This window comes from Serratia sp. D1N4 (genome assembly GCF_054552755.1).
Map to the genome: position 1 here is coordinate 865,429 of NZ_CM137274.1, position 15,169 is coordinate 880,597.

Annotated in this window: 12 protein-coding genes; 8 read left to right on the top strand and 4 right to left on the bottom strand. The window is 51.5% G+C overall.

Annotated features, from left to right (window positions below; genetic code table 11):
- Nucleotides 1-10: 10 nt before the first annotated feature.
- Genes leuC through leuA form a run of 3 tightly spaced genes read right to left on the bottom strand, consistent with a single transcriptional unit; the run spans nt 11 to nt 4,101 of the window.
- Nucleotides 11-1,429 (bottom strand): 3-isopropylmalate dehydratase large subunit, encoded by a 1,419-nt coding sequence (leuC, locus tag ACX1CU_RS03675; protein ID WP_459401282.1) that lies wholly within the window; start codon nt 1,427-1,429, stop codon nt 11-13.
- 3 nt (nt 1,430-1,432) lie between these two features.
- The gene (gene leuB, locus ACX1CU_RS03680; RefSeq protein WP_459401283.1) at nt 1,433-2,524 is read right to left on the bottom strand and encodes a 3-isopropylmalate dehydrogenase; all 1,092 of its coding nucleotides are present in this window, start codon (nt 2,522-2,524) and stop codon (nt 1,433-1,435) included.
- Between the two features lie 2 nt (nt 2,525-2,526).
- Nucleotides 2,527-4,101 (bottom strand): 2-isopropylmalate synthase, encoded by a 1,575-nt coding sequence (gene leuA / locus ACX1CU_RS03685; RefSeq protein WP_459401284.1) that lies wholly within the window; start codon nt 4,099-4,101, stop codon nt 2,527-2,529.
- A 913-nt stretch (nt 4,102-5,014) separates the two neighbouring features.
- Between leuA and leuO the strand changes: the two genes are divergently transcribed.
- The 5 genes from leuO to cra all read left to right on the top strand — a co-directional run bounded on the left by leuO (nt 5,015) and on the right by cra (nt 12,091).
- Nucleotides 5,015-5,962, top strand: a complete 948-nt coding sequence (gene leuO / locus ACX1CU_RS03690) for a transcriptional regulator LeuO (protein ID WP_459401285.1) — start codon at nt 5,015-5,017, stop codon at nt 5,960-5,962.
- Nucleotides 5,963-6,417: 455 nt separating this feature from the next.
- Entirely contained in the window at nt 6,418-8,223 is a 1,806-nt protein-coding gene (locus ACX1CU_RS03695; protein WP_459401286.1) for an AMP-dependent synthetase/ligase, read from the top strand.
- A 364-nt stretch (nt 8,224-8,587) separates the two neighbouring features.
- A complete protein-coding gene (gene ilvI, locus ACX1CU_RS03700; protein WP_459401287.1) occupies nt 8,588-10,306 on the top strand; it encodes an acetolactate synthase 3 large subunit in 1,719 nt (572 codons plus the stop codon).
- The gene (gene ilvN / locus ACX1CU_RS03705; protein WP_095996131.1) at nt 10,306-10,800 is read left to right on the top strand and encodes an acetolactate synthase small subunit; all 495 of its coding nucleotides are present in this window, start codon (nt 10,306-10,308) and stop codon (nt 10,798-10,800) included. The genes ilvI and ilvN overlap by 1 nt, the downstream gene beginning before the upstream one ends.
- A 286-nt stretch (nt 10,801-11,086) precedes the next feature.
- The gene (gene cra, locus ACX1CU_RS03710; protein WP_459401288.1) at nt 11,087-12,091 is read left to right on the top strand and encodes a catabolite repressor/activator; all 1,005 of its coding nucleotides are present in this window, start codon (nt 11,087-11,089) and stop codon (nt 12,089-12,091) included.
- Between the two features lie 34 nt (nt 12,092-12,125).
- Here the strand turns inward: cra and ACX1CU_RS03715 are convergent, their stop codons facing one another.
- On the bottom strand, nt 12,126-12,566 hold the full coding sequence (locus ACX1CU_RS03715) for an L-alanine exporter AlaE (RefSeq protein WP_459401289.1): 441 nt from the start codon (nt 12,564-12,566) through the stop codon (nt 12,126-12,128).
- A gap of 870 nt (nt 12,567-13,436) precedes the next feature.
- On the opposite strand from ACX1CU_RS03715, the gene mraZ reads away from it, so the two are divergent.
- From mraZ to ftsL, 3 genes are read left to right on the top strand one after another with little or no spacing between them, the layout of a single operon-like run.
- The gene (mraZ, locus tag ACX1CU_RS03720) at nt 13,437-13,895 is read left to right on the top strand and encodes a division/cell wall cluster transcriptional repressor MraZ (RefSeq protein WP_459401290.1); all 459 of its coding nucleotides are present in this window, start codon (nt 13,437-13,439) and stop codon (nt 13,893-13,895) included.
- 2 nt (nt 13,896-13,897) lie between these two features.
- Complete coding sequence (gene rsmH, locus ACX1CU_RS03725; protein ID WP_459401291.1) at nt 13,898-14,839, top strand: 16S rRNA (cytosine(1402)-N(4))-methyltransferase RsmH; 942 nt, start codon at nt 13,898-13,900, stop codon at nt 14,837-14,839.
- Nucleotides 14,836-15,156, top strand: coding sequence for a cell division protein FtsL (gene ftsL / locus ACX1CU_RS03730; RefSeq protein ID WP_459401292.1), 321 nt, complete (start codon nt 14,836-14,838; stop codon nt 15,154-15,156). Before rsmH ends, ftsL begins: the two co-directional genes overlap by 4 nt.
- Nucleotides 15,157-15,169 lie beyond the last annotated feature (13 nt).

Genomic DNA, 15,169 nt, shown 5'->3' on the forward strand with positions numbered 1-15,169 from the left:
GTGGTGCTCCCTAGTGTTTTTCATGAATATGGTGCAGTTCACGGACATCGGCAAAATGGCCAGTCACGGCAGCGGCAGCCGCCATCGCCGGGCTGACCAGATGGGTACGCCCACCACGGCCCTGACGCCCTTCGAAGTTACGGTTGCTGGTTGATGCGCAACGCTCGCCTGGGTTCAAGCGATCGTTGTTCATCGCCAGACACATAGAGCAACCTGGTAAACGCCATTCAAAACCGGCTTCGATAAAGATCTGATCCAGCCCTTCGGCTTCCGCCTGGGCTTTCACCGGGCCGGAGCCTGGAACCACAATCGCTTGCACGCCGTTAGCGACTTTACGCCCTTTGGCAATTGCTGCCGCCGCGCGCAGATCTTCTATGCGTGAATTGGTGCAGGAGCCGATAAACACTTTATCGATCGCCACCTCGGTCAGTTTGATACCGGGTTTCAGATCCATATAGGCCAGCGCCTTTTCGGCAGACGCGCGCTCAACCGGATCGCTGAAGGATTCCGGTGCCGGGATCGCCTGATTAACGGCGATAACCTGGCCGGGGTTGGTTCCCCAGGTCACCTGTGGTGCAATCTCTTCGGCGCGCAGGGTGACGACGGTATCGAACTTGGCGTCGGCGTCAGATTTCAGCGTGCGCCAGTAGGCAACCGCCTGTTCCCAGTTGGTGCCGGTCGGCGCAAACTGACGGCCCTTCAGGTAATCGAAAGTGGTGTCGTCTGGCGCCACCAGGCCTGCTTTAGCCCCCATTTCAATCGCCATATTGCACAGCGTCATGCGGCCTTCCATGCTCAACGCTTCGATCGCTTTGCCGCAGAACTCGACGACGTGGCCGGTGCCGCCCGCACTGCCGGTTTTACCAATAATGGCCAGCACGATGTCTTTGGCAGTAATGCCTTCTGCGGCATCGCCGGTCACTTCAATCTTCATGGTCTTGGCGCGGCCCTGTTTCAGGGTTTGCGTTGCCAGCACGTGTTCAACTTCCGACGTGCCAATACCGAAGGCCAGTGAGCCAAACGCGCCGTGGGTGGCGGTATGGGAGTCGCCACAGACAATGGTCATGCCTGGCAGCGTCATGCCCTGCTCAGGGCCGATAACGTGGACAATGCCCTGGAACGGGTGATTCAGGTCGTACAGCGAGATACCGAACTCCGCACAGTTCTTGATCAGCTCCTGCATCTGGATGCGCGCCATTTCGCCGCTGGCGTTGATGTCTTTGGTCTGGGTGGAAACGTTGTGATCCATGGTGGCAAAGGTTTTGCCCGGCTGGCGCACTTTACGCCCCATCGCACGCAGGCCATCGAACGCCTGCGGAGAAGTGACTTCATGTACCAAGTGGCGATCGATGTACAGCAGCGGCGTTTCGTTCGGTGCTTCATGCACCACGTGGGCATCGTACAGTTTCTGATATAAGGTCTTGGCCATGATTTATGCCCCCTGAGCCACGAAGCGGGCAATGATGTCGCCCATTTCACTGGTGCCGATCGCTTTGCCGTCACCGGCCAGATCGGCAGTGCGGTAACCCTGTTCCAGCGCCTGATTGATGGCGTGCTCAATGGCGTCTGCGGCTTCATCGGCACCCAGGCTGTAACGTAACAGCAGGGCGGCGGACAGAATTTGTGCGATTGGGTTGGCAATGTTTTTGCCTGCGATGTCCGGTGCGGAGCCACCAGCGGGTTCAAACAGACCGAAGCCTTGTTCGTTCAGGCTGGCGGAAGGCAGCATACCCATGGAGCCGGTGATCATCGCGCATTCATCAGACAGAATATCGCCGAACAGGTTGGAGCACAGCAGCACGTCGAACTGGGACGGATCCTTGATCAACTGCATGGTGGCGTTGTCGATATACATATGCGACAGCGATACGTCTGGGTAATCTTTAGCAACCTGAGTCACCACTTCACGCCACAGGATCGAGCTTTGCAGTACGTTGGCTTTATCGATAGAAGTTACTTTGCTGCGGCGCTTGCGGGCTGATTCAAAGGCGATACGCGCAATACGTTCGATCTCAAAGCGGTGATACACCTCGGTATCGAAAGCACGTTCATGCATGCCTTGGCCTTCGCGGCCCTTCGGTTGGCCGAAGTAGATGCCACCGGTCAGTTCACGTACGCACAGAATATCGAAGCCGCGGGCCGAGATGTCGGCCCGCAGCGGGCAGAAATCTTCCAGACCCTGATACAGACGCGCCGGACGCAGGTTGCTGAACAGTTTGAAGTGTTTACGCAGCGGCAGCAGCGCACCGCGCTCAGGCTGCTCTGCCGGTGGCAGGTTTTCCCACTTAGGGCCACCGACCGAGCCGAACAGAATGGCATCGGCCTGTTCACAACCCGCGAGAGTGGCCGCTGGCAGCGGGCTGCCGTGGCGATCGATGGCAATGCCCCCGACGTCATACTCTGACTGGGTGATGCGGATACCAAAACGCTGGCGTACTGCGTCCAATACTTTGTGGGCTTGGGCCATTACTTCCGGGCCGATTCCGTCTCCGGGCAAGACGGCAATGTGGTAAGTCTTCGTCATGTTCACACCGTTTCCTGATTATTTTGTTGTTTGGTTTGCTGCAAGCGCTGCTTTTCTTTTTCTACCTGCTGTGAGCGCCAGATATTATTTAACACGTGAATCATTGCCTTGGCGGAAGATTCGACGATGTCGGTAGCCAAGCCTACGCCATGGAAACGGCGGCCTTGGTAAGACACGACGATATCAACCTGGCCGAGAGCGTCACGGCCCTGGCCTTTAGCGGTCAACTGGTATTTCACCAGTTCGATCGGGTATTCGGTGATGCGGTTAATTGCTTGATACACCGCGTCCACCGGGCCGTTACCGGTTGCTGCTTCGGCTTTTTCTTCATCGCCACAGATCAATTTGACCGAGGCGGTAGCCATAATACTGCTGCCGGACTGTACGCTGAAGTAGCCCAGGCTGAAATGTTCGGGTTCTTCCTGCTGTTTGTTGATAAAGGCCAGCGCTTCCAGATCGTAATCGAACACCTGGCCTTTCTTGTCGGCCAGTTTCAGGAAGGCCGCGTACAGTACGTCCAGATTGTAATCCTGCTCCTTGTAGCCCATCTCTTCCATACGGTGTTTAACCGCTGCACGGCCGGAACGTGAGGTCAGGTTCAACTGTACGTCTTTCAGACCGATGGTCTGTGGGGTCATGATTTCGTAGTTTTCGCGGTTTTTCAGTACGCCATCCTGATGGATACCGGAGGAGTGGGCGAACGCGTTGGAACCGACGATGGCTTTGTTGGCAGGAATTGGCATGTTGCACAGTTGGCTGACCAACTGGCTGGTACGGTAAATTTCCTGATGATTGATATTGGTATGCACATTCATGATGTCCTGGCGAACTTTGATCGCCATGATCACTTCTTCCAGTGAACAGTTGCCGGCGCGCTCACCGATACCATTCAATGTGCCTTCTACCTGGCGAGCACCGGCCTGTACGGCAGCGATCGAGTTACCGACGGCCATGCCCAGATCATCGTGACAGTGAACGGAAATAATCGCTTTATCAATGTTAGGCACGCGGTCATACAGGGTGGTGATAATGCCGCCGAACTGGTTGGGGGTGGTGTAACCGACCGTATCGGGAATGTTGATGGTGGTAGCACCGGCGTTAATGGCGGCTTCCACCACGCGACACAGGTTATCAATCGGCGTACGGCCTGCATCTTCACAGGAGAATTCAACATCATCCGTATAGTTGCGCGCACGTTTCACCGAGCGCACCGCCATTTCCAGCACTTCGTCAAACGAGCGCTTTAATTTTGATTCGATGTGCAGGGTGGAAGTGGCCAGGAATACGTGGATACGGAAAGCTTCGGCAACGCGCAGTGCTTCGGCCGCTACGTCAATGTCTTTGTCTACACAGCGGGCCAGGCCACAGACGCGGCTGTTTTTAATCTGGCGGGCAATGGTTTGTACTGATTCAAAATCCCCCGGAGAAGAGACCGGGAAGCCGACTTCCATCACGTCGACACCCATTCTTTCCAGCGCCATGGCGATCTGAATTTTTTCTTTCACACTCAGGCTGGCTTGCAGTGCCTGTTCGCCGTCACGCAATGTGGTATCGAAAATAATGACTTGTTGGCTCATTTGATAGTTCCTTATCGTGTTTGTTTCACGCTAAGCGGGCAAAAAAAAACCCGCGCACTAGCGCGGGTTTTTACAGGTGATGGGCTGAATCAGTTCTGAACTCCGTCCACCAACATACCGCGCAAAGAAGATGCGTTAAGTAGTAGGCCTAGTAGACGATGAGTACGGATCATTGAGGTCAGCTTCTCTAAAAATGTTTTCGTTGCCTAATTTGATACTTTATTGGCTGTGTGATGTCAACATTTGATTGATAACCGGGCGATCGCGGCGACTCAGATGAGGAATAAGGGCGGCAGACGAAAGCTCGGTAAAAAAACCGATCAAGAGATCAAAAAACGCGTCATTTTTGCGAGTTTTTTAGCATAAATGACATGAATCCCGTGCTACTACATTGATTCTTAATGTCGCTCAGTTAGAATTCCCAGTGCGAAAAGATGAGGAAGTACAGGCTTGGACGTGAAATTGACGACAGAATTGCATTCACTGGCTGAATTGATGTAATTTATTAATTCATTTTATGTATTTAATCTGAAATGCCGACGCATCAGAGGCAATTAAGTCATATCAAAGGTACCTATTTTGAGATCTCATTATTGTCCATTATCTCATTTTATGGTCTGATTCAATATGACTATGGATGTCTGCTTGGTGCCCATTACTTGAGCGTGAAACCTGCCAACATGTTTGCATGCCGTCATTGTTTTCCGACCTGAAGTGTCGGGCGTTACGCACAGCGCGTAAGTACTCGTCGTTGTGTCATGTTTTTATAGGATGATGCTCGATTGTTATCCTACGTGGATAGTCAATAGGGATAACTAATTTCGCCGTGTGGGAATAACGCAATGTTACTTTTGACATGATATTCCCCTGCGCGCTGGCGGAATTATCTACATGGGACTTAGTGGAGTTAGATATGTCTGAATATAATTCAGGAACTGTCTTAGAAAAAGAAAACAGCGATATTCATTTGCGTAGCGTGGATCTTAATTTACTGACTGTTTTTGATGCGGTTATGCAAATGCAGAATATTACCCGCGCTGCCAATTCGTTGGGGATGTCGCAACCCGCCGTGAGTAATGCCGTCGCGCGTTTAAAAGTGATGTTCAATGATGAACTGTTTGTGCGTTTTGGCCGTGGCATTCAACCTACCATGCGGGCGCGCCAGCTTTTTGGGCCGGTGCGCCAAGCGTTGCAGTTGGTTCAGAATGAGTTGCCAGGTTCAGGTTTTGATGCCTTGACCAGTGAACGTACATTTACGCTTTCTATCTGCAGCCCGTTGGATATTCGCCTTACGGCCAAGATAATTAACAACGTCAAGAATATGGCACCTAATGTGCGGTTGCAGGCAAAATCCTATCTGAACAATAACATTGAGCATCAGCTGCGTTATCAGGAAACTGAATTTGTTATTGGTTATACCCGTTTTGAACATCCTGAATTTCAAAACATTGCTTTATTTGAAGATGAATTAAGCCTGGTTGCGGCACAGTCACACCCACGCTTGATGAACAGCGTTACCCAAGAGCAAATGCTGGTTGAACAGCATGCGGTCATATCGTTAGAACGTTTCTGTTCCTTTAGTAAACCCTACTATGCTGAAGAGGCTGCACAGCGTGGTATCACTCAGCAATGTACCGATCTGTTCAGCGTGCTGAATATCGTCGCAATGACAGAAATGGTGGCTATCACCCCGCGTTGGTTTGCTGAGCAACATGCGCAAGCGCTGCAACTAAAAATCATTTCATTACCGTGGGATAGGAAAAATGCCACCTGTTATCTTTCCTGGCACGAATCTGCCGAGCGAGATAAAGGTCACCAGTGGATGAAATCTGTTCTGAGCCAGTCTGAGTTATTGCGTTAATTTAGCGCTTTATTAACCCGACGTACTTGCGTGTACTTCGGGTTAATAGTTCAGAGTTATTACTCATAATGAGAAAATGCCTAGTTTATTTCTAAGATAAATCTTATTATTTTTTTCTGCCACATCTTTTTTGCAGTATTTTAATAGATTTCTATTTATGAAATTAAATTCTGTATTAAATATCATACTCGGAACTTTAACCTACTAGCCGTTCGTCAGTTTTCCCTCTCATTCGTTAGCCCATAATTAAACCTTCCGTTAGCTATCGCTGTTCAAGATCAGGATTAAACAGAAGTGACTCCAGTTTTAGCTCACACTTCTACGCTGAAATCTCTTTTCCGAGCCGCGGAGAGTAGGTAGACTGCGCAAAAAAAGTAAACACGTGTAAGCTGAGATAGAGGAACTTGCGTTCCGATCACGGTTGACCGTTTGATTAATTTCAGGCTTAGAGCGCTATGATCAATAAGTTGCAGCACTATCATCTGGTCCAACGTATACAACATCAAATTTCTCAGCGTGCTGACTGCATTGCTTTTCGCCAGTGGTCCCCTCATGGTGAAACTCAATTGACCTGGTCGCAGGTGGGAACTCATGTGAACCATATTGCCAGCGCGCTTTTGGCTCTTGGCGCTGATGTGCAGGAACGCATTGCTATCTTTGCTAATAATTGCATGGCTTGGTCGTTGGCCGATCTGGCTATTCTGCAATTGCGTGCTGTCAGTGTGCCGCTGTATGCCACCAATACCGCAGCGCAGGCCGCTTTTATCATCAATGATGCCGATATTCGCATTGTATTTGTCGGTGCGCAGGCACAGCTGGATGCTGCCATTGCGCTGCGCGGCGTATGCCCACAACTCACCCACATTATTGTGTTTGATGACGCTGCTGATTTGCGCGGTTGCGAAATTGCGCAGTATCTGAGCCATTTTGAACGTGAGGCCGATGTCGAACGCTTTGATGTGATGCTTCAGGAAAGGATTGCTGATAGTTGCCTGCAAGATTTGTTCACGCTGATTTACACTTCTGGCACCACCGGTGAACCGAAGGGTGTGATGCTGGATTACCGCAATATGGCGGCGCAACTCCAGTTGCATGACGATCGTCTGACGGTAACGGAGGACGATGTTTCACTCAGTTTCCTGCCGATGTCGCATGTTTTTGAGCGAGCCTGGAGCTTCTTCATCATGCATTCCGGCGCTCAGAACGTTTATCTGCCGAATACCGACTGGGTGCGTGAGGCGATGGCTGAAGTACGGCCAACCCTGATGTGCGCGGTGCCGCGTTTTTATGAAAAAATCTTCAGTGCGGTACATGAGAAGGTGGCTCGTGCACCTTGGCTGCGCCGTGCTTTGTTCCACTGGGCGATCGTTTGCGGTGAGCGTAAGTTTTTGCAAGAACGCGCAGGCAAGCCGCTTGGTAAGTTGTTCGATCTCTCCCATCGTTGGGCGGATAAGTTGGTGCTGAGTAAACTGCGTGCGATCTTGGGGGGTCGGGTACGTTTCCTGCCAGCCGCCGGGGCCAAACTGGATGACAACGTCATTCTGTTCTTTGAGGCAATGGGCGTTAACATCAAATACGGTTACGGGATGACGGAAACCTGTGCCACGGTCTCCTGTTGGGAAGAGAATAATTTCCGCTTTGGTTCGATCGGCAAACCCTTGCCGGGTGTGGAAGTGCGCATTGCTGATGAGAATGAGATCCAGGTACGTGGACCGATCGTGATGCGTGGTTATTTCAATAAGCCGCTGGAAACTGCCGACACCTTTACCGCCGATGGTTGGTTAAAAACCGGTGATGCCGGCATGATCGATGAAAATGGCAACCTGTTTATTACCGAACGCCTGAAGGATTTGATGAAAACCTCCGGCGGTAAGTATATTGCCCCGCAAATGCTGGAGGGCACGCTGGCGCAGGATCGTTTTATTGAACAGGTGGCAATCATTGCCGATGCGCGCAAGTTTGTTTCCGCACTGATCGTGCCGAGTTTTGAATCGCTGGAAGAGTATGCCCGATCGATTAACCTGAAGTATCAGGATCGACTCGAACTGCTGCGTAATAGCCATATCATTGAAATGTTTGAAACCCGGCTGCGTGAGATGCAAAAAGAGCTGGCACTGTTTGAGCAGGTGAAAAAGTTTACTTTATTACCCGCTGCCTTTTCTATGGAACTGGGTGAACTGACGCCGACGTTGAAGTTGCGGCGTAAGGTGATCCTTCAGCGTTACCAGAATGAGATTGAATCGATGTATCAGGAAAAATGATGATGTTACCGCTTGACGGTTTTTCTCGGTGATAAATCCATCATACCTCTCATCTGATATCGTTCTGTAATTTCCAGAATTTCCGAAACAATGCCTAGCTGTTATTCATTACGGCTAGTGTATTGTTTCTGTAAATCATCCATCCCCAGTTTAATGACAATAACCTTGTTGTTAATAAGCTGTTTTGCCGTTTGCCTGCCTCATATTCTAACGTTATGTTAGGCTGTAGCGCGGCATTGAGCGCCGCTGACACTGCTCATGTCACGTTACAGCCAGACCATCCATCAATTTTTGGGGCATTGCCCCGCAGCAGGCGCTTCGTTCCAGCGCCAGACAAGTATTAAGTAAGCCTGGAGGCAAACCCATGGAGATGTTGTCAGGAGCCGAGATGGTCGTCCGATCGTTGATCGATCAGGGCGTTAAACATGTATTCGGCTATCCGGGCGGGGCGGTACTCGATATCTATGACGCCCTGCACACGGTAGGCGGAATCGATCACATTCTGGTGCGGCATGAACAGGGTGCAGTGCATATGGCCGATGGCTATGCGCGTGCTACCGGTGAAGTGGGGGTGGTTCTGGTCACTTCCGGCCCTGGTGCGACCAATGCGATTACCGGTATCGCTACGGCCTATATGGATTCCATCCCAATGGTGGTGCTTTCCGGCCAGGTTCCCAGCTCGCTGATTGGTTACGATGCCTTCCAGGAGTGCGATATGGTGGGGATCTCCCGCCCGGTGGTGAAGCACAGCTTCCTGGTCAAACGCACTGAAGATATTCCTTCCGTATTGAAGAAAGCATTCTATCTGGCTTCTACCGGCCGCCCAGGCCCGGTGGTGATCGATCTGCCTAAAGATATCGTCGGCCCGGCGGTAAGAATGCCTTATGCCTATCCGAAAGAAGTCAGCATGCGTTCTTATCACCCAACGGTGCAAGGGCATCGTGGGCAGATAAAGCGTGCATTACAGACCATTCTGGCGGCAAAAAAGCCGGTGATGTACGTGGGTGGCGGGGCGATCAATTCAGGCTGTCATGAAGAGCTGTTGCAGCTGGCGGAGAAACTGAATCTGCCGGTGACCTGCACGCTGATGGGATTGGGTGCTTTCCCTGGCACGCATCGGCAAAGCGTGGGCATGCTGGGCATGCACGGTACTTATGAAGCCAATAACACCATGCATAACTCCGATGTGATCTTTGCCGTCGGGGTGCGTTTTGACGATCGTACCACCAACAACCTGATTAAATATTGCCCGGACGCTACCGTGCTGCATATTGATATCGATCCGACCTCGATTTCTAAAACGGTCGATGCCGATATTCCTATCGTTGGTGATGCTAAACAGGTACTGGTGCAAATGCTGGAACTGTTGGCGCAGAGTGATAAAGCGCAGGATTTCGATGCGCTGCGCGATTGGTGGCAATCCATCGAACAGTGGCGGGCACGCGATTGCCTGGGTTACGACAAGAACAGTGGCACCATCAAGCCTCAGGCGGTGATTGAAACCTTGCACCGGCTGACCAAAGGCGATGCCTATGTCACTTCTGACGTTGGTCAACACCAGATGTTTGCCGCGCTCTATTATCCGTTTGATAAACCACGCCGTTGGATCAACTCCGGTGGTTTGGGCACCATGGGCTTTGGGCTGCCAGCGGCGCTCGGGGTGAAGCTGGCGCTGCCGGAAGAAACCGTGGTGTGCGTGACCGGTGATGGCAGTATCCAGATGAACATTCAGGAGCTGTCTACCGCTCTGCAATACAACCTGCCGGTGATCGTGCTCAATCTGAATAACGGCTATCTGGGCATGGTGAAGCAGTGGCAGGATATGATCTACTCTGGCCGCCACTCCCAGTCCTACATGAATTCGCTGCCGGACTTTGTGAAACTGGCGGAGGCTTACGGCCATGTAGGGATTGCCATTCGCACGCCAGATGAGCTGGAAAGCAAGCTGGCACAGGCGCTGGCCGAGAAAGAGCGGCTGGTATTTGTCGATGTTACCGTCGATGAAACCGAACATGTTTACCCAATGCAAATCCGCGGTGGAAGCATGGACGATATGTGGTTAAGCAAAACGGAGAGAACCTGATGAGGCGCCGTATTTTATCTGTACTACTGGAAAACGAATCCGGTGCGTTGTCGCGCGTGGTTGGGTTGTTCTCCCAGCGTGGCTATAACATTGAAAGCCTGACGGTAGCGCCGACTGACGATCCTACTCTGTCACGCATGACTATTCAGACCGTTGGCGACGAAAAGGTGCTGGAGCAGATTGAAAAGCAACTGCACAAACTGGTCGATGTGCTGCGCGTTAGCGAACTGGTCCAAGGGGCGCACGTCGAGCGTGAAATCATGTTGGTGAAATTGCAGGCCAGCGGTTACGGGCGTGAAGAAGTGAAGCGCAGTACGGACATTTTCCGCGGCCAGATTGTGGATGTTACGGCTTCGCTTTATACCGTCCAACTGGCCGGGACCAGCGACAAACTCGATGCGTTCCTCAATGCCGTACGCGAAGTGGCTGAAATTGTTGAAGTCGCGCGCTCAGGGATTGTGGGCGTTTCGCGCGGCGATAAAATCATGCGCTAGCCAAGCTGAATTTTAGCTGGCTAACGAGAGGGCGTAGCTTCACGGCTACGCCCTTTCTTTTATACTTTTTGCCTATTTGCTGGCACCTTTCTGCAAAAGCGGTTGCTCGGCTGGGTTTTCTGCTGTTAGATCCAAAGACTGGGTTGAATAACCATAGTGATTATTATGGTTGCTCGCTATCTTCCCTCTTTCAAACCGCAGCGTTGTTTAGCCGTGATCTGAGAGTGAAAGACTAAAACCGCACTCTTTATTTCTACTTTATTTTCAGCGTCATTAAGGGGTTAACGTGAAACTGGATGAAATCGCGCGTCTCGCAGGCGTTTCGCGCACTACGGCCAGTTATGTCATCAACGGCAAGGCGAAGCAGTATCGTGTCAGCGATAAAACCGTCGAAAAAGTGATGGCCGTGGTCAGGGAGCACAACTATCACCCGAATGCTGTCGCGGCAGGGCTACGCGCTGGCCGCACCCGCTCAATCGGCCTGGTGATACCGGATCTTGAAAATACCAGCTATACCCGCATTGCTAACTATCTGGAACGCCAGGCGCGCCAGCGGGGCTATCAACTGTTGATCGCCTGTTCGGAAGATCAGCCGGACAACGAAATGCGCTGTGTTGAGCATCTGCTGCAACGCCAGGTGGATGCGATCATTGTGTCTACCGCGTTGCCGCCGGAGCATCCTTTCTATCAGCGCTGGGCCAACGATCCCTTCCCGATCATTGCGTTAGACCGCGCGCTGGATCGTGAACATTTCATTAGCGTGGTCGGGGCCGATCAGGAAGACTCCCTCGCGCTGGCGCAGGAGTTGCGCAGCTTCCCGGCCAAGTCGGTGCTGTATATTGGCGCACTGCCGGAGCTTTCGGTGAGTTTTCTGCGTGAGCAAGGGTTCCGTCAGGCTTGGCAGGATGATGAACGTCATGTGGACTATCTGTATGCCAACAGCTACGAACGCGAGGCCGCTGGGGCACTGTTTGCCGAATGGCTGAAAACCCATCCAATGCCGCAGGCGCTGTTTACCACCTCTTTCTCCCTGTTGCAGGGGGTGATGGATGTGACGCTGAAAAAATTTGGGCGTTTACCGACGGATCTGGCTATTGCCACCTTTGGTGATAATGAGCTGCTGGATTTCTTGGAATGCCCGGTGCTTGCCGTGGCACAGCGCCACCGTGATGTGGCTGAGCGGGTGTTGGAACTGGTTCTGGCCAGCCTTGACGAACCACGTAAACCGAAACCGGGCATGACGCGCATCCGCCGTAACCTGTTCCGCCGTGGCAGCTTGAGCCGAAAATAAGTCCACAGGGGGCCAGCAAGTTGGGCCCCTATTTTTATACATATCCCACGACCCGGAACAGCCGGCGGCAATACTCCAGAAAATAGCCGTACACCACCCCCATTGCCATCGATACCACCGCATTACTGGCTACCGCTGCCATAATTTGTTGCCCATCAGCCCCCACGCTCCACAGAATTGCCGCGTAAACCGGTGACTGAAAACTGACATAGGCCAGAAGATCGGCCAGATTGCGCAATAAAAACTGCCCACGTGGGAAATGGCGAGCCGTAGCGATAAAAAAATCGCGATAACGGCCATACGGCCAGGCAATAAGAATGTTGACGGGAATCGACAATAAACGGGAAGAGAGCGACTGGTTGAAGCTCATACCAGAAATCAGGATTTCAATCGCCATGCCCGCCAGAAAGCAGTACACCACCAAGGCAAAAGTATCGGCGGCGGCGCTGCGTAAGCGTGAAGCAGGTGAAAACATGGGGTGAGCTCCTGTGTATTAGGTTAATACTTTTACTTTAAATGTTAATATGGTGTAATAATCTTTAATTTAAAACAAAACCAGTTTACTAAACTGCGATAGATATTTTAACTAGCTCAATATTTTTATTTTTAACAATTGAGTGGTTTTTGTCCTGACGGGATGTGCCAAAATACAGTTTGGAGGGATTAAAAACGGGAGATATCAACAAAGTTATTAGAAACAGTATGTTGCGATTTTTTTCTTGGTTTGGGTGCTAAAAGGCGATTTACACAGCAACAAATAGAAATGTAAAAAAGTGCAACCTGAATTGTAAGTGAGTGTTTTGGGAATAATCCCACTCAATTAACTGAAATTGGAATGGGTAAGCCTTGTAATATCCGCTCGATATATTTTTTCTGTGTGTTCTTCATTGATGGGATAATTGACGTAAAATAGCGCCCGGTTTACGGCGAAATATTTATCGAGTGTTATTAAGTCAATGGCTTATAACACATAACTGTAGGCCAGCAACCTGCAGCCAGGCCTTGGCTGACGCGGCTTGCGGCAGGGTGGCATCCGGTGATTATCCGGTTTGAAAGTGAGACCTGGATTGCAGAAGGAAGTAATGAGTTAATTAATCGCCAATTTGTGAGTTTTTTAATCACCTTATTGCCGTTTAGAAAATTCTTCCCGTTTATCATGGTGTTAATTTTTATTCGTTTAATAAATAGAGTTCCTTTCGTGAGTCAGCCCCCAGAATGAACACTGAAATATTGCCAAAGCGCTGCCGCTCTGGCTTGACAAGGTTTTCATACCCTCCGTAAACTCTAATGTGTGGTAATTTGTGGGGGAAAGTGGTGAAAAAGGTCATGAGGGGGTAGCTCAGGTATGTTCCGTGGAGCAACGATGGTTAACCTCGACAGTAAAGGGCGGCTTGCCGTACCTACCCGTTACCGGGATTTACTGAATGAGGAGTCGCAAGGCCAAATGGTTTGTACCATTGACCTCCATCAGCCCTGCCTGCTGCTTTACCCATTACCCCAATGGGAAATTATCGAACAGAAATTGTCCCGTCTTTCGAGCATGAATCCCGCCGAGCGCCGCGTTCAGCGCTTACTTTTAGGGCATGCCAGCGAGTGTCAGATGGATGGTGCCGGGCGGTTGCTGTTGGCCAGTACGCTGCGCCAACACGCCGGGCTGACGAAAGAAGTGATGCTGGTCGGGCAGTTCAACAAGTTTGAACTGTGGGATGAACAGACCTGGTATCAACAAGTCAAGGACGATATTGACGCAGAACAATCCACTCAGGAACCCTTGTCTGAGCGGCTACAGGACTTGTCACTATAAGCATGTTGGAAAACTATAAACACACCACCGTACTGTTGGATGAGGCCGTGAATGGCCTCAATATTCGCAGTAACGGTACATACATTGACGGAACTTTTGGTCGCGGTGGCCATTCTCGTCTGATTCTGTCCCAACTGGGGCCGGAAGGGCGTTTGTTGGCGATTGACCGCGATCCGCAGGCCATTGCCGCTGCCCAATCTATTGAAGACTCTCGTTTTACTATCGTACACGGCCAGTTTTCTGATTTGTCGCACTATGTGCAGGAACGCGATCTGGTCGGCAAAATTGACGGCGTGTTGCTCGATCTGGGGGTTTCTTCCCCGCAGTTGGATGACGCTGAGCGTGGATTTTCCTTCATGCGTGACGGCCCGCTGGATATGCGCATGGATCCCTCAAGCGGCCAGTCTGCCGCCGAATGGCTGATGAAAGCCGAAGCTGATGACATTGCCTGGGTGCTGAAAACCTTCGGCGAAGAGCGTTTTGCCAAGCGCATTGCCCGCGCCATCGTGGAAAGAAACCGTACTGAACCGATGACGCGCACCAAAGAACTGGCGGATCTGATCGCTAACGCCAGCCCGTTCCGTGAAAAGCACAAGCATCCGGCGACGCGCAGTTTCCAGGCGATCCGTATTTATATCAACAGCGAACTGGAAGAGATCGAGCGTGCGCTGGATGGCGCGCTGGAAGTGTTGGCTCCGCAGGGCCGCTTGTCGATCATCAGCTTCCATTCGTTGGAAGATCGCATCGTCAAACGCTTTATGCGCCACCACAGCCGTGGGGCTCAGGTTCCGGCCGGTCTTCCGTTGACCGAAGCGCAACTGCGCGAGATGGGCGGCCGCACGCTGAAAGCATTAGGCAAAATGATGCCGTCTGATGCGGAAGTGGCAGAGAACCCGCGTGCGCGCAGTTCGGTACTGCGTATTGCCGAGAGGATGCCCGCGTGATTGGCAATGAACGCCACGGATTGGTCGGGGTAATTAGCGGTGACCTGCTGCGTAACGCCAAGATCCCGCTGATTTTACTGGCTGCCGTACTGGTTTCCGCCGTTTTTGTGGTCACCACGGCGCACCGCACCCGTTTGCTGACCGCCGAGCGTGAACAGCTGGTTCTGGAGCGGGATGCGTTGGATATCGAGTGGCGCAACCTGATTCTGGAAGAGAACGCCCTTGGCGATCACAGCCGTGTAGAACGTATTGCTACCGAGAAACTGCAGATGCAGCACGTTGATCCATCGCAGGAAAATATCATCGTTAAACCATAAAGGGCTTAACCGA